The organism is Bradyrhizobium sp. AZCC 1578, from assembly GCF_036924675.1.
In the GTDB taxonomy this organism is placed as follows: domain Bacteria; phylum Pseudomonadota; class Alphaproteobacteria; order Rhizobiales; family Xanthobacteraceae; genus Bradyrhizobium.
The window spans coordinates 5,952,408-5,971,455 of record NZ_JAZHRZ010000001.1 but is presented as its reverse complement, the minus strand read 5'-3'; the positions used below and the strand labels follow the sequence as shown (position 1 = coordinate 5,971,455).

Below are 19,048 nucleotides of genomic sequence, written 5' to 3'. Positions count from 1 at the left end.
TTGTCACGTCATCGCCCGCTGATCTGCGGCAGCGGCATCCGGCCCGACCCAGTGGTGAAATCGGTCAAAATCGATGTTGCCACCGCTCAAAACAAGGCCAACGCGCTTACCTTGAAGTTTCTTCTTCTCCTGCAGGGCTGCCGCGAGTGCAGCCGCGCCGGCGCCTTCCGCAAGATTGTGCGTATCGGTCCAGTAAGCCCGCATCGCCGAGGCGATTTCATCGTCCGTGACCTGCACGACGCGGGAAGCGCCCTTGCAGATGATCGCGACCGCGTCGGCATCGGGAATGCGTGTCGCTACGCCATCGGCGCGCGTGTTGCTGGTTTCGGTCGTTACGACGCCGCCGGCCACGAACGAGAGCGCATAAGAGGGCGCTTCGGTCGATTGCACGCCAACGATTTCCGTCTTCAAACCCAGCAGATCGCGCGCCAGGATGCAGCCGCAAATGCCGGAGCCCTGCCCGATCGGAACATAGAGAACGTCGAGATCCGGCGCCTTTCGCAATAGTTCGAGCGCATAGGTCGCAACACCCAGGACGAGATCGGGATGGAAGGCCGGCACGATTTCCAGCCCATTGATCTCCGCGCGACGATAGGCTTCCTCGCGCGCCGCCTGAAAATCCTCGCCGTGCTCGACAAGCTCGGCGCCAAATCCGCGTATCGCGCGATTTTGCTCGACCGAATTGCCGTGCGGGACATAGATCGTCACCGGCACGCCGTGACGGCTCGCCGCAAACGCGAGACTCTGTCCATGATTGCCGCGCGTCGCCGAAATGATCCCGGGCGTGTTGGGCCGTTCACGCTTCAGGCGTTCAAGGTAGATCAGCCCGCCGCGCACCTTGAAAGCGCTAGTCGGGGTATGGTTCTCGTGCTTGACAACAATCGTGGTGCCGAGCCGGTCGCCGAGCAGCGGCCAGGCATGAGCCGGCGTCGGCGGCACCGCCTGCCCCACAATCTCGTGCGCGCGTTCGAGCTCTCTGAGGTCAAACACTTCTCGATCCTCTCATAGGCTCGTCATCCCCGCGAAGGCGGGGATCCAGTATTCCAGAGGCGCCCGAGATTAGCGGAGACGTTCCGGCGTACTGGATCGCCCGGACTTCTGCGTGAAGACGCGCTTCGCGCTTTCGCCGGGCGATGACAGCGGAATTTTTGTCTCGCGTCCTCACAGCGAACCCTTGTCTCGCATTCTCACACCAGCGCCTTGCCGCCGGCGAACGCCGCGGCGGTGGCTTCATCGGTTGCTTCCGCCGGCAGCAGCATTTCGTTGTGCGCCTTGCCGGACGGAATCATCGGGAAGCAGTTTTCCAGCGCGGCGACGCGGCAATCGAACAGCACCGGACGCTTGACCTTGATCATCTCCTTGAGCGCACCGTCGAGATCGCCGGGCTTGATCGCCTGGATGCCGACGCAGCCGAACGCATCGGCGAGCTTGACGAAATCCGGCAGCGCCTCGGAGTAAGAATGCGACAGCCGGTTGCCATGCAGGAGCTGCTGCCACTGCCGCACCATGCCCATGTACTGGTTGTTCAGGATGAAGATCTTGATCGGCAGTTCAAACTGAACCGCCGTCGACATCTCCTGCATCGTCATCTGCACCGAGGCGTCGCCGGCAATGTCGATCACGAGGCTGTCAGGGTGCGCAACCTGCACGCCGAGCGCTGCCGGCAGGCCGTAGCCCATGGTGCCGAGACCGCCCGACGTCATCCAGCGATGCGGCTCCTCAAAACCGAAGAACTGCGCCGCCCACATCTGATGCTGGCCGACTTCGGTGGTGATGTAGGTGTCATGGCCGCGCGTCGCCTCGAACAGCTTCTGAATGGCGTATTGCGGCAGGATGACGTCGTTGCTCTTCTTGTAAGCGAGCGAATTGCGCGCGCGCCAGGTGGCGATCTCCTGCCACCAGCTCTTGATGTCAGGCTTCTTCGCCTCCGCCCTGAACACCTGCAGCAGGTCGCCGAGCACATTGCCGGCGTCGCCGATGATCGGCACGTCGACGCGGATGTTCTTGTTGATCGAGGACGGATCTATATCAACGTGGATCTTCTTCGAGCCTGGCGAGAATGCGTCGGTCCGGCCGGTGATGCGGTCGTCGAAGCGCGCGCCGACGCACAGCATGACGTCACAACCATGCATCGCCATGTTGGCCTCGTAGGTGCCGTGCATGCCGAGCATGCCGAGCCAGTTCTTGCCGGTTGCCGGATAGGCGCCGAGGCCCATCAGTGTCGAGGTGATCGGAAAGCCAGTGACCTCGACCAACTCGCGCAACAGCTTCGACGCCTCGGGTCCGGAATTGATGACGCCGCCGCCGGAATAGATCACCGGGCGCTTTGCGGCAGCCAACAGCGCCACCGCTTTTCGGATCTGTGCCGCATCGCCTTTCACCCGCGGGGTATAGGACACATGCACGTCGGATTTGCGCGGCGGATGATAGGTGCCGACCGCAAACTGCACGTCCTTGGGCACGTCGACCACGACGGGTCCGGGACGGCCCGTGGTCGCAACGTAGAACGCCTCGTGCAGCACCTTGGCCAGATCGTTGACGTCGCGCACCAGCCAGTTGTGCTTGGTGCAGGGACGGGTGATGCCGACGGTGTCGCATTCCTGGAACGCGTCGTTGCCGATCAGGTGCGTCGGCACCTGGCCGGTGATGCACACCAGCGGGATCGAATCCATCAGCGCATCCGTCAGCGGCGTCACCATGTTGGTGGCGCCTGGGCCTGACGTCACCAGCACCACGCCCGGCTTGCCAGTCGAGCGCGCGTAGCCCTCCGCCGCATGGCCGGCGCCCTGCTCGTGCCGCACCAGGATGTGCTCAACGTCGCTCTGCTGGAAAATCTCGTCATAGATCGGAAGCACCGCGCCGCCGGGATAGCCGAAGATGTGCTGGACACCGTGATCGATGAGCGCGCGCACGATCATCGCGGCGCCGGTCATCTGATTGGGGTCGTTGCTCTTGTCGGTCATGGTCTGCTCCGGATGCGCTTGTCGGCGCGGCTTCTTTCGGTTGTCTGTTTTGGGAAATAAAAAAGGGCCCGAGAGGCCCCATGCACACCGCCTGAATTTGGATGGCCGCTAGCCATCCCCGGCGGTGTGCCTGGGTACGACGACGATAAGCAGTTTGGTAATAATGTTACGCATTTTGCGGCCCGGACTTCCCAAAGGTTGCGCGGGTTATACCGTTCGGCCCCCGGAAGTCAAGGGACGGACGCTCTCGGCGCGATTTAGGCATTGTAGCGGTGTTCCGGGCATTCGGCGAGGGGGAATTTTATGCGTGCAGCCATGCGAGGCCGTTAAGCCGACGTCATTCCGGGATGGTCCGAAGGACCAGACCCGCCGCCTCCGGCGTCACCCATTCGAACTCCGGCAGTTGATGCCTGAACCACGTGAACTGCCGTTTTGCATAATGGCGGGTGTCGGCGCGGCCGATTTCGGCGGCCTCCTCGCGCGTGATTTCTCCCCTGAGGTGCCGGATCAGCGCCGGCACGCCATGGGCCTTCATCGCCGGCAGCAGGGGATCGAGCTTTCGCCCGGCAAGCGCTGCGACCTCGTCCAGCGCGCCCGCGGCCAGCATCGCGCCGAATCGCGCATCGATCCGCGCGTAAAGCTTTTCGCGCTCAGGCGCAAGGAACAGCGCCGAGAACTCGCTCCGAGGCAGCAGCGGCGGCAGGCCCTCGCGATGCCAGTCCGGCAGTGCGCGGCCGGTGGCTTCCACGACTTCCAGGGCGCGGGCAATCCGGGTGCGGTCGCGCGGCTTCAGGCGCTCGGCGGAGACGGGATCGCGCCGCGTCAGCTCAGTGTGCAGCGCTTCAACGCCGTCGCGTTCCAGCCGCGCCCGAACGGCATCGCGAACCTCGGCGGGGATCGGCGGCACCGCGGAGAGACCGCGCGTCAATGCCTTGAAATAAAGGCCGGACCCGCCGACGAAGATTGGCAGCCGCTTTTCCGCGCGCGCCTCTGCGAGCACCTTTCCCGCATCCGTCACCCACGCTCCGGCCGAGAAATTGACCGATGCGTCGACATGGCCGTAGAGCCGGTGCGGCACGCGCGCCTCCTCCTCCGGCGTCGGCCGTGCCGTGATGATGCAGAGATCGCGGTAGACCTGCATCGAATCGGTGTTGATGACGACGCCGCCGGTCTTTTGGGCCAATTCGAGCGCCAGGGCCGACTTGCCGCTGGCGGTCGGCCCTGCGATAAGCACGGCCTTGCTCAAATCTAGCTGATACGTCTGCATGTCCCTGGTCGCCACCCTGATCTGCAATCCGGCCAACCCCGCGCTCGACACCACCGTCGTCGACGGCGCGCTGGCCGTTCTCCCGTCGCCGGGAACGGCGCAATGGCTGTTCGACGAAGTGGCAGTCGACATTCCCTTCGACAGCCAGGTCAAGAGCCCGGACGAGATCAAAGCGATCGAGACCCGCCTGCAACAGGCGCGCGGTGACCTGCCGATCGACATCGTCGTGCAGCCTGCCGCGTTCAGGCGCAAGAAGCTTTTTCTCGCCGACATGGACTCCACCATGATCGGCCAGGAATGCATCGACGAGCTGGCTGACTTCGCCGGGCTGAAGGCGCATGTCGCAGGCATCACCGAGCGCGCGATGCGCGGCGAGATCGAATTCGAGCCGGCGCTGCGCGAGCGTGTCGCGCTCCTGAAGGACCTGCCCGTCGGCGTGGTCGACGAAGTCCTGGCAAAGCGCATCACGCCGACACCGGGAGGCCGTGAGTTGGTTTCCACCATGCGCGCCAACGGCGCCTGGACCTGCCTGATCTCCGGCGGCTTCACGCTGTTCACCCATGCGGTCGCGGCCAAGATCGGTTTCCAGGAAAACCGCGCCAACGAGTTGAAGGTGCGGGACGGCAAATTCAGCGGCGAGGTTGCCGAGCCAATCCTCGGCCGCGCCGCCAAATTGGCTACGCTCATCGAGCTTCGCGAATCCTTCGATCTCGACGAGATCGACACGCTGGTGATCGGCGACGGCGCCAATGACCTCGGCATGATCCAGGCGGCGGGGTTAGGGGTCGCCTATCACGCCAAGCCGGCGGTGGCCGCCGCTGCCGCCGCGCGGATCGACTACGGCGACCTCACTGCGCTGCTCTATGCACAGGGATATCGGCGCGAGGAGTTTGTGGGGGGATAAGAACTCTTGCGTCGTCCCTGCGCACGCAGGGACCCATACGCCGCGGCCCGTCCATGATGCGATGGGGCCAGTTGCCTTTGATACAATCCGCGCTGGTGGTTATGGGTCCCTGCGTGCGCAGGGACGACAGTGTTTTTCGGGTCAACCGCTACGTGATCTATCACTGCACGCCGAGCGCCACGAACCGCAATTCGCCCTCGCCGTTCGACACCAGCAGCAGCACCGATTTCTTGCCGTCCTTCTTGAGCTGATCGACGCGCTTTTTGATGTCGGCGGCGCTGGCGACCGCTTCCTGCGCCACCTCGACGATGACGTCGCCGGCGGAGAGCCGCTTGTCGGCGGCGTCGGAGGAGCCGTCGACACCGGTGATGATGACGCCCTTCACGCTCTCCTTGATCTTGTACTTCGTCCGCAGGTCCTTGCTCAGCGCGGCAAGATCGAGGCCGAGCGCCTTTTGCGTCACCGGCTTCTCGACAGGGTCTTCCTTGGTCTTGGCGGCGGCCTGCTGCACCTTTTCGGTATCCTCAAGGCGGCCGAGCGTAACCTTGCGGGTTTCCTCGTTGCCCTTGCGGATGATGACCACGTCGACTTCCTTGCCGACGGCGGTATCGGCGACGACGCGGGAGAGATCCTTCGGGTCCTTGACCTCCTTGCCGTCGAACTTGACGACGACATCGCCGGGCTCAATGCCGGCAGGCTTGGCCGGCCCCTTGTCGTCAATGCCGGCGACCAGCGCGCCGCGGGCGGGCTTGATGTTGAGGCTTTCGGCGATCTCCTCGGTGACCTGCTGGATCCGCACGCCGAGCCAGCCGCGGCGCAGTTCGCCGAACTGCCGGAGCTGATCAACTACGGCGGCCACCGTCTTCGACGGCACCGCGAAGCCGAGGCCGATCGAACCGCCGGTCGGCGAGATGATCAGCGTGTTGACGCCGACCACTTCGCCTTCGAGGTTGAACAGCGGCCCGCCGGAATTGCCGCGGTTGATGGAGGCATCGGTCTGGATGTAGCTGTCGTACGGCCCCTGGCTGATGTCGCGGTTGCGCGCCGACACGATGCCGGCCGTGACCGAGCCGCCGAGGCTGAACGGATTGCCGATCGCAATCACCCATTCGCCGAGCCGCAGCTTGTCGGAATCGCCGAACTTCACCGCGGTCACCGGCTTCACCGGCTTGAACTTCAAGACCGCAATGTCGGTCTTCTTGTCGACGCCGACCAGTTCGGCCTTGATCTTGGTGCCATCGTTCATGATCAAGTTGATCTCGTCGGCATCCGCGATGACGTGATTGTTGGTGACGACGACCCCGGCAGCATCGACGATGAAACCGGAGCCGAGCGAATTGGTCTTGCGCGGCGGCTGCATTTCGCCGCTCTTGTCGCCGCCCTTGGGCAGGCCGCCGCGCCGGTTCTTGAAGAAGTCGTCAAAAAACTCCTCGAACGGTGAGCCCGGCGGCAATTGCGGCATCGTATCCCTGCCGCCCTTGGCTTCCACGCTCTGCGAGGTCGAAATATTGACGACGGAATCGATCACCTTCTCGGCAATGTCGGCGATACCGTCCGGCCCGCGCGCGCTGGCGGGCACTGAAGCCAGTATGCTGGCGGCACCGAGCGAGATCGCAATCCCCATCAGGCGCAGGCGGCTTTTCAAGGCGGGTCTGGCACCGGTCATGTCGGCTCGTCTCCAAAGGCTCAAATTTGGGCCCACAGTGCGCCCGAACGGGTCTTGGACGCAAGCATCTGCGCCTGACATTCCAGCGAAAAACGGGCGGATCTCGGCTCACGATTTCGTTGGCGCCAGAGCTAGTTGCGGCCGTTGATTACCGTCATTCCGGGGCGCGAAGCGAACTAAGATGTGCATTTCCACATCCGAGAATCTCGAGATTCCCGATGCGAAATTGCGCATCTGAGGACTGGTCCTTCGGACCATCCCGGAATGCCGGAAGAACCTTACCGCCGTACGAACCAGATCAGAAGCAGGCCGATGATCGCCGAGACGATGCCGACGATCCGCAGGATATTGTCCGGCGTCGCCAATGCGCTTTTCATCGCCCGGCGCATCCAGGCCGGGCTGGCTGCGAACATCAGGCCTTCAAGCACAAAGAGGATGCCCACACCGATGAGGAAGTCGGCGAACGCAATGGACCTCATCGGATGGCATCCCCCCGCTATTCAAGCGCCTTTTGCTTTTGTGCCGGCGAAGCGGCCCCCCGCTTCGCCGTAACGTGCGTATTGTGCGGGCCGGCCGTTTAAGGCTTCGGCGCCGCGGCAGCGGCGGCCGCCGGCGGGTGGCCCGACGGATTGGCGAAGAAGCGGAAGAACTCGGAATCGGGCCGCAGCAGGAAACGGGTATCGTTGGAGCGCAGCCCGGTCTCATAGGCCGACATCGAACGATAGAAGGCGAAGAACTCCGCATCCCTGCCATAGGCCTCGGCGAACAGCCGGTTGCGTTCGGCGTCGCCCACGCCGCGCGTCTGCTCGGCGGTCGAATTGGCCTCCGCGACGATGACGGTGGCCTCGCGATCGGCCTTAGAGCGGATCTCCTGCGACTTCTGGCCGCCCTGGGCGCGGAACTCCGCCGCCTCGCGCTGCCGCTCGGTCTGCATGCGCTGATAGACCGCCTGGCTGTTGGCCTCGGGCAGATCAGCGCGACGGATACGCACGTCGACCAGTTGGATGCCGTATTGGTCAGCCTCTCTGTCGAGTTGATCCCGAATCCGCGTCATCAACGTTTCCCGTTCGTCGCGCACCACGGTAATGAAGTTGACCTCGCCCAGCACGCGGCGCAGCGCCGCGTTCAGCAGCGTGGTGAGCTGGATGTTGGCGGCCTGGATCGAGCCGATGCTCTGATAGAAGCGCAGCGGGTTCTTGATCCGGTAGCGGGCGAAGGCGTCGACGACGAGCCGTTTCTGGTCGGAAGCAATGACTTCCTGCGATGGATTTTCCAGATCGAGGATGCGCTTGTCGATGCTGATGACGGTGTCGATGAACGGCGCCTTGAAGTTCAGACCCGGCTCGGACACGACGTCGACCGGCCGGCCGAGCCGGACCACGAGCGCCTGCTCGGTCTGCGACACAGTGAAGATCGAGCTGTAGCCCACGATCACCAGGGCGAACAGCAGGATCAGGGTGACAATACCCGTAACCGGAGACCTCATCGCGTGCCCCCCTGCTGCTGCTGACCGGCCGTCGGCGCCGGACGGCGCGGCGTCAACTCACTGAGCGGCAGATAAGGCACGATGCTCTGTGCGGAATTGCCGCCGTCATAGACCAGCTTCTCGGAGCCGCCGAGAATCCGCTCCATCGTCTCCAGGTAAATTCGCTGCCGCGTCACGTCCTTGGCCTTGTTGTATTCCTCGTACACCTTCATGAAGCGCGCGCTCTGGCCCTTGGCCTCGGCGATCGCCTGTTCCCTGTAACCTTCGGCAACCTGCAGGATCTGCGCAGCGCGGCCGCGGGCGTCGGGGATGACGCGGTTGGCATAGGTCTGCGCCTCGTTCTGCAGCCGCTCGAAGTCGGCGCGCGCGGCCTGCACGTCGCGGAACGAGTCGATCACTTGCGCGGGCGGGTCGACCTTCTGCATCTGCACCTGCGTGATCTGAACGCCGGATCCGTACGTATCCAGCGTCTTCTGCATCAGCTCGTGGACGGCCTGCTCGGTCAGATTGCGGGCGCCGGTGAGGATCGGCTGGATCTGCGAACGCCCGATCACCTCGCGCATCGCGCTTTCGGCCACCGCCTTCACGGTGCCTTCGGGATTCTGGATGTTGAAGAGGAAATTGCCCACGCCGTTGGGCTTGATCCGCCACAGCACCGTGAAGTCGACGTCGACGATGTTCTCGTCGCCCGTCAGCATCAGGCTTTCTTCCGGCACGTCCCGCATGGTGCGGCCGCGCCGCGCCGGGTCGTCGATCAGGCTCATGCCGATCGAAATGGTGGAGACGCGCAGCGCCTTCGGCAGCAGCACGGTTTCGATCGGATAAGGCAGATGATAGTTCAGCCCGGGTTCCACGGTGCGCACATGCTTGCCGAAGCGCAAGACGACACCGAGTTCTTCCGACTGCACGCGGAAGAATCCGGACAATCCCCAGATCACCAGCGCACCGGCCAGCACCAGCGCGATGCCCATGCCGCTGAAATGGCCGCCCGGCAGAAGCTGTTGCAGCTTGTCCTGGCCGCGCCGCAGCAGATCCTCAAGATCAGGTGGCCTCGGCCCGCCCGACTGCGGACCCGAACCCCACGGTCCCTTCGGACCCGGGCCCCATGGACCCCCACCCTGATTCTTCCACGGCATGCAAACTCTCCTCCGCGAGGGCCCGGGTCCGCCTGTTTTGGGCAGGATGCCCAGCCTCGCCTATCAGCCCGGCTTTATAGGGGACGGCTAGGTCCCTTACAACGCAAGCTTCCTGCACGAAGCAGCTATGCCTGACGCCACAATTGTCAATGTAAACATTGGTTAGCGAGGTTAACCCTGTCGGCGCCGACGAAATGTCACATAGGAGAAATCGGCGCTATCGTCCGGACCGGCCGGATTCCGTACGCGCGCCGCCTCTTCCCATGCGGTTGCATCGACTGCCGGGAAACGCGTATCGCCGTCGGGCCGGGTGTGCACTTCGGTAATCTCCAGGCGATCGGCGCTGTCCATCCATTGCGCGTAGATTTCCGCGCCGCCGATCACGGCGATCTCAGTGGCGAAACGTCGCAGTGCATCGCCGGTGGCGATCGCCTTCGCGTCGCTGAACGAATGGGTAACCACCACGCCATCGGCGCGAAAACCAGCGTCGCGGGTGACGACAATATTGGTCCGTCCGGGGAGCGGCCGGCCGATCGAGACGAAGGTCTTCCGGCCCATGACGACAGGTTTACCCGAGCTCAGCGCCTTGAAGCGCGCCATGTCGGATTTTAGCCGCCACGGAATGGCCCCCCTGGCTCCGATCACGCCGTTCTCGGCGACAGCGACGATAAGAACGATTTCCATCACCGCTCCCCTTGCGCTAACGCGCGCAGCGCCGGACCGCCGACCCGGCACACCGTCCAGTCGTCCATCAAGACCGCGCCGAGCGACTTATAGAATTCAATCGACGGCGTGTTCCAGTCGAGCACCGCCCACTGCAAGCGCGACCAGCCGTTCGCCACGCATTCCCTCGCGAGATGCACCAGCAGCGCCTTGCCGATTCCCTTACCGCGCAGCGCCGGGCGGACGAACAGATCTTCCAGATAGATGCCGGAGCGACCGCTGAAGGTTGAAAAATTCACGAACCAGACCGCGAAGCCGGTCGGCTCTCCGTCCCACTCGGCGATCTCGCAGAACAGGCGCGGATTGGCGCCGAACAGCGCCGCATTGATACCGGCCTCGGTCGCTTCCACTTCGTGCAGCAGCTTTTCGTATTCGGCGAGTTCGCGAACGAAGGACAGGACAAGTCCTGCTTCGCCCGGGCGCGCGCGGCGGATCGTCAGCGACATCAGATGCTCACACCGCTGGTCATACAGCCACTTCGGCCTTGATGTGCGGGTGCGGATCGTAGCCTTCGAGCGCGAAATCCTCGTAGCGGAACGCGAAGATATCCTTCACGTCAGGATTGATCTTCATGACCGGCAACGGCCGCGTCGGCCGCGTCAGTTGCAGACGTGCCTGCTCGAGGTGGTTGGAGTAGAGATGCGCATCACCCAGGGAGTGCACGAAGTCACCGGGCTTCAGTCCGGTCACCTGCGCCACCATCATCGTCAGCAACGAATAGGATGCGATGTTGAAGGGCACGCCGAGGAACACGTCGGCTGAGCGCTGATAGAGCTGACAGGAGAGCTTGCCGTTCGCAACGTAGAACTGAAACAGGCAGTGACAGGGCGGCAGCGCCATCTTGTCGACGTCGGCCGGATTCCAGGCGGTCACGATCAGCCGCCGTGAATCCGGGTTACGTCTGATCATGTCGATGACGTTGGAAATCTGGTCGATGCTGTGCCCGTCGGGCGCCGGCCACGAGCGCCATTGCGATCCGTAGACCGGGCCGAGATCGCCGTTGGCGTCGGCCCATTCATCCCAGATCGAAACGCCGTGATCCCTGAGATATTTGATGTTGGTGTCGCCGGCCAGGAACCAGAGCAATTCATGCACGATCGCCTTCAGCGGCAGCCGCTTGGTGGTCAGCATCGGAAAGCCGGCCGAGAGATTGAACCGCATCTGATGACCGAAGATCGACAGCGTGCCGGTGCCGGTGCGGTCGTGCTTCTTCGCGCCGTCGCTGAGGATACGTTCGAGCAGGTCGTGGTACTGGTTCATGGGTTGTGCTTCAGGCCTTTGTCGGAACGGCGAATTTAGCGGCCGGAACATCCGATCGACACGCCGATTCGGCTTTGCACCCCGATTATACCCGGAAAAATGATCCCTTTCCGAACAAACGACAAGGGGCGGAACCCGCGTTCCGCCCCTCGCCTATCCGTCTGATTACAGGGGATTAATTCACCGGCTTGACCACCGGTGTCCACTTCGCGATTTCGCTCTTTACCAGCGTTCCCAGCGCCGCCGGCGTACGATCGGCGGCAGGCGGTATGACGCTGCCGAGTTCGAGCAGGCGCTTGCGTACATTCTCGTCGTCGAGCGCCTTGACGATCGCGGCGTTCAACTTGGCGACGACATCCGGGGGCGTTCCCTTGGGCGCGAAGATCGCGTTCCATGCCTGGGCCTGGAAGGCCGGCAGGCCGGCCTCGGCGGTGGTGGGAACATTCGGCAAGGACGGGTTACGCTCGGGTGTCGCCACGGCGTAGGCCTTGATGGTGCCGCCGTTGATCTGCGGCACGGCATTGACGATCTGGTCGCACATGTAGTCGACCTGACCGGCCACCAGCGCGTTCATCGCAGGACCGGTGCCGTTGAAGGGAACGCCGATCGGCTTGACGCCCAGAACCGAATTCAGCAGTTCGCACGATACGTTCGAGACCGAGCCAACGCCGGCATGCGCCGCGTTGACCTTGGACTCGTTCGCCTTGACGTAGGCGATGAATTCCTTGAGGTCCTTTGGCGCAAAATCCTTGCGCGCCAGGATCAGGATCGGCGTGCCGGCGAGCAGTCCGACCGGCTCGAAGTCCTTTTCCGGGTGATAGGCGAGCTTGGGATAAAGCGGCACAGAAGCCGCATGCGTGCCCATATGCCCCGTGATCAGCGTATAGCCGTCATTGGCGGCGCGCGCGGCGCGGGTGGTGGCGGTGGTGCCGCCGGCGCCGACCACGTTTTCGATGATGATGGTTTGACCGAGCGTCTGCGCCATATGGCCGGTGACGATGCGCGCGATGACGTCCGTCGGACCACCCGCCGCAAACGGCACGATCATGGTGATGTTGCGCGTCGGATAAGTCTGAGCCTGGACCTGCGAAGACAAGCCCAGCCCCGCAAGCACTGCCAGAAAACCGCCCGCAAGCGAGCGACCGTACCAATTCATTTTGATCTCCCGGATCCGTTGCAATGCCGAGCCCGCCGGCCGGCATTTTCCATGGCATAGAAAATTATGCCCGAAATCGACCAGCCTTCGGGCTGCGGCGCACCGACGCAGGTCAGTTCTCCGATTCCACGAACACCTCATCGCGCTTCTTGCGCAGTGACGGCAGCACCGCAAGGATGAGCAACGCGGCTGCAATCGCCATCAATACCGCCGACAATGGTCGCGTCAGGAAGACGGACCAGTCGCCGCGCGAAATCAGGAGTGCGCGGCGCAGGTTTTCTTCCATCAGCGGCCCGAGCACCATCCCGAGCAGCAACGGGGCCGGCTCGAAATCGTGCTTGATCAGCCAGTAGCCGACCAATCCGAACGCACCAGCGATCATGACGTCGGTTGGCGCGTTGTTCACGGAGTAGATGCCGATACAGCAGAAAACCACGATCGACGGGAACATCAACCGGTACGGCACGCGCAACAGCCGGACCCATATGCCCACCAAAGGCAGGTTGATGATCAGCAGCATCAGGTTGCCGACCCACATCGAGGCAATCATGCCCCACACCAGGTCCGGCTGCTTCTGCATCACCTGGGGACCGGGCACGATGCCGTGAATCGTCATTGCGCCGACCATCAGCGCCATGACGGCATTGGGCGGGATGCCGAGCGTGAGCAACGGGATGAAGGAGGTCTGGGCGGCGGCATTGTTGGCACTCTCGGGGGCTGCGACGCCCCGGATTTCACCATGACCAAACTTCGAAGGATCTTTCGCGACCTTCTTCTCGAGCGTGTATGCCGCGAAGGATGCGATCACGGCGCCGCCGCCCGGCAGAATGCCGAGAATCGATCCGAGCACGGTGCCGCGCAGGATCGCAGGGGTCGTCTCCTTGAGATCCCTCCGCGTCGGCATCAGTCCCGACACCTTCTCCTGGACCAGCTTGCGATCGGTTTCGCCGCCGGCATCGAGATTGCGAATGATTTCTGCAAAGCCGAACAGTCCCATCGCCAGCGTAGCAAAACCAAGACCGTCAGCCAGTTCGGGAATGTTGAAGGCCATGCGGGACGCGCCGGTCTCGATGTCGGACCCGACCATCGAAAGCAGCAGGCCCATCACGATCATCGCGATCGCCTTCAGCACCGAGCCTTTCGCGAGCACAACCGCGAAGATCAGGCCGAGCACCATCAGCGAGAAGTATTCTGCAGGACCGAACGCCAGCGCAATCTTGGTGAGCGGCGCGCCCAGCAGGGCAATCAGCACGGTCGCGACACAGCCGGCGAAGAACGATCCGATCGCGGCGATCGCGAGCGCCGGGCCGGCGCGGCCTCTCTTCGCCATCTGGAAGCCGTCAAGCGCAGTGACCACCGAGCCGGCCTCACCTGGAATATTGACCAGGATCGACGTGGTCGAGCCGCCATATTGCGCACCGTAATAGATGCCGGCCAGCATGATCAGTGCGCCTACCGGGGGCAGGCCAAAGGTGATCGGCAGCAGCATGGCCACCGTAGCGATGGTGCCAATGCCGGGCAGCACGCCAACCAGCGTACCGACCAGTGCGCCGATCAGGCACAGCAGAATATTGACCGGGATCGGAATGGAAATTCCGCCAAGGAATGCGGGTGTCCACTGCACGAACTGGAAAACGACGCCGAAGCCGAGTCCAAGATTTGAGAAGATATCTCCCATCGCACCCTCACCGAATCATGAAAGTCGGCAGGAGCTGCAACGGCAGTCCGAGCGCATATGGAAACAGCAGGCTGCAAAACGCCGTCAGGCAGACGGCAACGATCAGCGTCTCCTTCCACCGGGTTTCCGGTGACCCGCATGCCGCGATCAAGAAGGCGGCCATGGCGGCAAAGATCATTCCCATGGGTCTGATCGTGAAGGCAAACGTCAAAATTGCGATCGTCACGAAAAACGGTCCCCGCCAATGGTATTTCGCGAGATGGGGACCTTCGGTGACAACGCCGACGACGGTAATGAGGGCGCCTAGTCCCAGCAGCAAAAATCCGAACATCCGCGGCGCGGTGCCGGCGCCGAACGAAAATCCGCGCATGCCCTGCAGGTCGCTGGACGCCCAGAGGGCGAACACGGCAATCGCCATCAGGGCAATTCCGCCGACAAACTCCTGCGGGTTGCGAACCCATTTCGGCATGATGGATTTGACCGGCGCATGGCCCGGCGTAGCATTCATGGATATCTCTCCTCCCCAAGACAGGCTTCTCGCCCGTTTGCTTGGATAACCTGGATACTTGTCCCGGAAACTGCCTAGCGACTTTCCTCAGACAACGCCAGCAAAACCCAAACACTCCAGAGCCGACGGTAAACGGAGCGGCCAAAGCCGCCATCAAACCCCATGAAGGGCGCGCAGTTCGCAACTTTTGCGGTCGGAGCCTGCAACACACGCGAGTGAATTGCCGATCGCGTTACGACCGCGGGTCGAGCGCTGGGGATGGCGGTGAACTGCGCATAATTCGTGCAATGGACGTGGACGCACCTTTTGGAATCGTCGAATCCGTGGCGAAACCGCAACTGAGCGACAGCAAACCGAAAGTTGGGGTCCATGTTCCCTTCCTGTTCAGCGCCTTTGGCCCTGTTTTTCTCCGTACCTGCACCCTATATTGGAGGTGCCGGTTCGCCGGCTATGGAAATAAATGACCGTCGCAATAAACCATTCGGACCCGGGGGCAGTACCCGGCGCCTCCACCCAAGCCCACCCCTCCCGTGGTGGGTTTCGGCGGGGGCGAACCAGGATCGACGAGGGCGTAAAGGACGAGTTTTTTCCCGGTATTGTTCCGCCGTTATCGGGCTATGCAATAGTTGCAAACGACAACTATGCTCCGGTTGCTCAGGCTGCGTAACGCAGTTTGAAAGACCGATCTAAAGTCCTAGCGGGTTAAGCTCCGCTAGGCGGGGTTCGGAGGCACCTGGCAACAGAAGCCTCCACTTAATTCTTTTCATTTCCGGCCGACGGGAGCCGTTGCTGCAAATTCGATCCGTCGCGCCTGCTGACCTGCGGCTCCCGCCGGGGTAGCATGGGGGCAAAGGGGCGAGTCGGGGGACCGGCGGCCATAAAACCTGACAGGACGACCATGGCGACCGATCACATCCGTTATGACGTGCTGGCGCGCGACGCGCTGCGCGGAGTGCTGCGCCGCGTGCTGGCTGACGCGGCCGAACACGGCCTGCCCGGCGAGCATCATTTCTTCATCACCTTCCTGTCCACCGCCGACGGCGTGAAGCTGTCGCCGCGGCTGTTGGCGCAATATCCGGAAGAGATGACGATCATCCTGCAGCATCAGTTCTGGGATCTGGTGGTGACGGAGGATCGTTTCGAGGTCGGCCTGTCGTTCGGCGGCATCCCCGAGCGGCTGGTGGTGCCGTTCGCGGCGATCAAGAGCTTCCTCGATCCGTCGGTACAGTTCGGCCTGCAATTCGAGCCGTCGGAAACGGTGCCAGAGGCGCCCGCGGCGAAGGTGCCGGCGGTTTCCGCGCCGTCCGCCCTGCCCGTCGCCGCGCCGGAGCCCGCAGCGGAAATCGAGGACGAGCCGGCAAAGACGAGCGAAGGCGCTGAAGTGGTGCGACTGGATCGTTTCCGCAAGAAATAATCTAAGCGCGAGAAAATCCGCTACGCTGTAGTGTACGCGTTCCGCCCTTTCACGGCGCAACGGACATACGCATGGCTCGAGCAAAAACATCCGGAAACAAATCTACCCGTAGCGAGACCGACAGCTTCGGTCCGATCGACGTTCCCGCTGACCGCTATTGGGGCGCGCAAACCGAGCGCTCGCGACAGAATTTCAAGATCGGCCAGGACCGTATGCCGATCGCGATCGTCCATGCGCTCGGTATCGTCAAGCTCGCCGCCGCCCAAACCAACCGGGAGCTCGGACTGCTCGATGCGCGCAGAGCCAGCGCCATCATCCGCGCCGCACGCGAGGTGATCGAAGGCAAGCTCGACGATCACTTCCCGCTGGTCGTCTGGCAGACCGGCTCGGGCACCCAGACCAACATGAATCTCAACGAGGTGATCGCCAACCGCGCCAACCAGATGCTGGGCGGCGAACTCGGCGCCAAGAAACCGGTTCATCCCAACGACCACGTCAACATGAGTCAGTCGTCGAACGATTCATTCCCGACGGCGATGCATATCGCTGCCGCCGGACGCATCGTCGCCGACCTGATTCCGGCGCTCGACGAGTTGCATCGCGAATTGCGCAAGAAGGAAAAGGCGTTCGCCAAAATCGTCAAGATCGGGAGAACCCACACCCAGGACGCAACGCCATTGACGCTGGGGCAGGAATTTTCGGGCTACGCCGCGCAGGTCGAGAGCGGGATCGCGCGGCTGCGAGCCGCGGTGAAGGAACTGTTCCCGTTGGCGCAAGGCGGCACCGCGGTTGGAACCGGTCTCAACTCGAAGCCGAAATTTGCAAAGCTGTTCGCCAAGCATGTCGCGAAAATCACAAGGCTGCCGTTCACCAGCGCACCCAACAAGTTCGAGGCGCTGGCTTGCAACGACGCCTATGTGCTGGTGCATGGCGCGATCAATTCGGCGGCGACCGGCCTGTTCAAGATCGCCAATGACATTCGCCTGTTGGGTTCGGGCCCGCGTTCCGGTCTCGGAGAATTGATCCTGCCGGAAAACGAACCGGGCTCGTCGATCATGCCCGGCAAGGTCAACCCGACTCAGTGCGAAGCGATGACCATGGTCTGCTGTCAGGTGTTCGGCAACCAGACCGCCGTCACCGTCGCCGGCAGCCAGGGGCATTTCGAATTGAATGTTTACAAACCCGTATTGGCATATTGTATGATGCATTCCATTCAACTGCTGTCGGACGCGGCACGCTCGTTCACCGAACATTGCGTGGTGGGCATCCGCGCCGACAAAAAGCGAATCCGCGAATTGATGGAGCGCTCGCTGATGCTGGTCACTGCACTGGCCCCCAGGATCGGATACGACAACGCGGCGAAGGTCGCCAAATCGGCGCACACGCGCGGAACGACATTGAAAGAAGAAGCTCTGCGCCTCGGGTTTGTGGACGCCGCCGAATTCGAACGCCTGATGCAGCCGGACAAAATGACACACCCGGGCTGATCGCCGCTTGGGCCCCGGGAAACTACGGATGAGAGATATAAACTATGGACGATACTGAAGAATGAGGTGGATCATCTATCGCCGTTGTGTTGACGCATGGTAGGAGCAGGAATTATTCGATTTTTCGCAGAGCGAAATGTATTTTTTGATGCTATCAGAGCCGGTAGACGGGGATTCCGAATGACCATCAAATTTGCTTGCGCACGACGCGACGTTTTTCCGCCCCATGAATCATCATGTCTTCGAGTCGCCGGATGATGGAGGCGAGCATGGGAGACGTGATCAATCTGAAGCGATTCAAGAAGCGCATCGAACGGGAACAATCGGCAAAGCAAGCCGATACCAACCGCGCACGCTTTGGCCGAACCAAGGCCGAACGCACGCTCGATGAACGTCGCAAGGATCGCGCCGGCGATCTTCTGGACCAGCACAAGCTCGAGGACGGAGAGGCATCATGAAGTCGCCCGTCGTCAAACGCTCGATCGTCGTTGCCGGTCACAAGACCAGCGTCAGCCTCGAAGAAGCTTTCTGGAACGGGATGAAGGAAATCTCGGGTCTGCGGAACATGACGCTGTCCGAACTGGTCGGCGAGATCGACAGCAATCGCCAGCAGGGCAACCTGTCCTCGGCGATCCGGCTTTTCGTGCTCGACTATTTCCGTACCCGCGCCATGCCGGCCGCCGCGCCGGACGCACCGCGGCCGCAGGCGTGAGCCTCGATCAGGCGAGCGCGTCGCAACGCACCCGCCCTGTTAGGTCATAAGCTCAATAAACGAGTCCGGTGCCGGGCGGCTTTTCGAGCGCCGCGGCCAGCGATCGATACTCCTCACAAGCCGTGCCGCAAATCGCCGCGATCCGCGTCAGATGATACGACGCCTGATCGCGATTGCCCTGCTCGACCTGCCACAGGCCGTAATACTGCCAGGTCAGCACGTGGTTCGGATCCGCCTTCAACGCGCGCTCGTACCAAGCCTGCGACAGCCGGTAGTCGCCGAGCTTGCGATAGGAATAACCGATCAGATTGGCAACATCAGCGTTATCGTCACGGCCGAGCGCCTTTAGCTGCTCGATGGCCCCAGCGAAGTCGTTGCGCTCATAGATCGTCGCATGCGCGGCACGATACCCCTGCCGAAACGCATCATCGTCGGCGCTCGACTGTTTGGGGGCCTTCTTCTTCGACTTCGAGGTTGATTTGGGAGCGGATCTGGTGTCTGGCGGCGGCGGGCTGGCCGAAGGCGGATCACCGCCGCCTCCTGCGGCAAAGGCCGGAACGGATGGCGGCGATGCGATCATAGCCATTGAAAACAACGCCAGCGTAGCGAACTTGATTGCCGACTTCATCATGCAAACCTCCGGGTTTCCTGCGTGAGCGCATCTATGTTCCAGCCGGAAGTAGAGACC

Annotated in this window: 19 protein-coding genes and 1 other RNA gene; 6 read left to right on the top strand and 14 right to left on the bottom strand. The window is 62.5% G+C overall.

All coding sequences use genetic code 11. The features are described 5' to 3' along the window. Positions 1–3: 3 nt before the first annotated feature. The 3 genes from V1290_RS28705 to miaA all read right to left on the bottom strand — a co-directional run bounded on the left by V1290_RS28705 (position 4) and on the right by miaA (position 4,230). A complete protein-coding gene (locus V1290_RS28705) occupies positions 4–990 on the bottom strand; it encodes a threonine dehydratase (RefSeq protein ID WP_334367492.1) in 987 nt (328 codons plus the stop codon). Positions 991–1,187: 197 nt separating this feature from the next. Beyond that, on the bottom strand, positions 1,188–2,963 hold the full coding sequence (locus V1290_RS28700) for an acetolactate synthase 3 large subunit (protein WP_334367491.1): 1,776 nt from the start codon (positions 2,961–2,963) through the stop codon (positions 1,188–1,190). A 337-nt stretch (positions 2,964–3,300) separates the two neighbouring features. Then, positions 3,301–4,230, bottom strand: a complete 930-nt coding sequence (gene miaA / locus V1290_RS28695; protein WP_334367490.1) for a tRNA (adenosine(37)-N6)-dimethylallyltransferase MiaA — start codon at positions 4,228–4,230, stop codon at positions 3,301–3,303. Here miaA and serB point away from each other — a divergent pair. Further along, positions 4,229–5,134: a phosphoserine phosphatase SerB gene (serB, locus tag V1290_RS28690; protein WP_334367489.1), complete on the top strand. Its 906-nt coding sequence runs from the start codon at positions 4,229–4,231 to the stop codon at positions 5,132–5,134. The genes miaA and serB overlap by 2 nt on opposite strands. Positions 5,135–5,294: 160 nt before the next feature. Here serB and V1290_RS28685 read toward each other — a convergent pair whose 3' ends face one another. From V1290_RS28685 to V1290_RS28640, 10 genes are all read right to left on the bottom strand, one after another. Continuing rightward, a complete protein-coding gene (locus V1290_RS28685) occupies positions 5,295–6,800 on the bottom strand; it encodes a Do family serine endopeptidase (protein WP_334367488.1) in 1,506 nt (501 codons plus the stop codon). Between the two features lie 278 nt (positions 6,801–7,078). After that, positions 7,079–7,279, bottom strand: a complete 201-nt coding sequence (locus V1290_RS28680; RefSeq protein WP_213287716.1) for a DUF2065 domain-containing protein — start codon at positions 7,277–7,279, stop codon at positions 7,079–7,081. A 98-nt stretch (positions 7,280–7,377) separates the two neighbouring features. Beyond that, positions 7,378–8,286 (bottom strand): protease modulator HflC, encoded by a 909-nt coding sequence (gene hflC / locus V1290_RS28675; protein WP_334367487.1) that lies wholly within the window; start codon positions 8,284–8,286, stop codon positions 7,378–7,380. Then, positions 8,283–9,422, bottom strand: a complete 1,140-nt coding sequence (hflK, locus tag V1290_RS28670) for an FtsH protease activity modulator HflK (protein WP_334367486.1) — start codon at positions 9,420–9,422, stop codon at positions 8,283–8,285. Before hflK ends, hflC begins: the two co-directional genes overlap by 4 nt. A 171-nt stretch (positions 9,423–9,593) precedes the next feature. Then, positions 9,594–10,106: a dihydrofolate reductase gene (locus V1290_RS28665; RefSeq protein ID WP_334367485.1), complete on the bottom strand. Its 513-nt coding sequence runs from the start codon at positions 10,104–10,106 to the stop codon at positions 9,594–9,596. Continuing rightward, the gene (locus tag V1290_RS28660; protein ID WP_334367484.1) at positions 10,106–10,591 is read right to left on the bottom strand and encodes a GNAT family N-acetyltransferase; all 486 of its coding nucleotides are present in this window, start codon (positions 10,589–10,591) and stop codon (positions 10,106–10,108) included. Before V1290_RS28660 ends, V1290_RS28665 begins: the two co-directional genes overlap by 1 nt. Before the next feature lie 19 nt (positions 10,592–10,610). Further along, a complete protein-coding gene (locus V1290_RS28655; RefSeq protein ID WP_334367483.1) occupies positions 10,611–11,405 on the bottom strand; it encodes a thymidylate synthase in 795 nt (264 codons plus the stop codon). A gap of 175 nt (positions 11,406–11,580) precedes the next feature. Then, the gene (locus V1290_RS28650; RefSeq protein ID WP_334367482.1) at positions 11,581–12,561 is read right to left on the bottom strand and encodes a tripartite tricarboxylate transporter substrate binding protein BugD; all 981 of its coding nucleotides are present in this window, start codon (positions 12,559–12,561) and stop codon (positions 11,581–11,583) included. 112 nt (positions 12,562–12,673) lie between these two features. After that, positions 12,674–14,239 (bottom strand): tripartite tricarboxylate transporter permease, encoded by a 1,566-nt coding sequence (locus tag V1290_RS28645; protein ID WP_334367481.1) that lies wholly within the window; start codon positions 14,237–14,239, stop codon positions 12,674–12,676. Positions 14,240–14,246: 7 nt separating this feature from the next. Further along, on the bottom strand, positions 14,247–14,747 hold the full coding sequence (locus V1290_RS28640; RefSeq protein ID WP_334367480.1) for a tripartite tricarboxylate transporter TctB family protein: 501 nt from the start codon (positions 14,745–14,747) through the stop codon (positions 14,247–14,249). 396 nt (positions 14,748–15,143) lie between these two features. Here V1290_RS28640 and ssrA point away from each other — a divergent pair. The 5 genes from ssrA (at position 15,144) to V1290_RS28615 (ending at position 18,360) form a co-directional block, all read left to right on the top strand. Next, positions 15,144–15,501: a transfer-messenger RNA gene (gene ssrA / locus V1290_RS28635) on the top strand. 144 nt (positions 15,502–15,645) lie between these two features. Next, positions 15,646–16,161 carry an SspB family protein gene (locus tag V1290_RS28630; RefSeq protein WP_334367479.1) on the top strand — a complete coding sequence of 172 codons (516 nt, stop codon included), beginning with the start codon at positions 15,646–15,648 and terminating at the stop codon, positions 16,159–16,161. 71 nt (positions 16,162–16,232) lie between these two features. Beyond that, positions 16,233–17,648: a class II fumarate hydratase gene (gene fumC, locus V1290_RS28625; protein WP_334367478.1), complete on the top strand. Its 1,416-nt coding sequence runs from the start codon at positions 16,233–16,235 to the stop codon at positions 17,646–17,648. Between the two features lie 269 nt (positions 17,649–17,917). Continuing rightward, the gene (locus tag V1290_RS28620) at positions 17,918–18,106 is read left to right on the top strand and encodes a DUF4169 family protein (protein WP_334367477.1); all 189 of its coding nucleotides are present in this window, start codon (positions 17,918–17,920) and stop codon (positions 18,104–18,106) included. Further along, positions 18,103–18,360 (top strand): ribbon-helix-helix domain-containing protein, encoded by a 258-nt coding sequence (locus tag V1290_RS28615; RefSeq protein WP_028350320.1) that lies wholly within the window; start codon positions 18,103–18,105, stop codon positions 18,358–18,360. Before V1290_RS28620 ends, V1290_RS28615 begins: the two co-directional genes overlap by 4 nt. 52 nt (positions 18,361–18,412) lie before the next feature. Here V1290_RS28615 and V1290_RS28610 read toward each other — a convergent pair whose 3' ends face one another. After that, positions 18,413–18,991 (bottom strand): tetratricopeptide repeat protein, encoded by a 579-nt coding sequence (locus tag V1290_RS28610; RefSeq protein ID WP_334367476.1) that lies wholly within the window; start codon positions 18,989–18,991, stop codon positions 18,413–18,415. Positions 18,992–19,048: the final 57 nt, after the last annotated feature.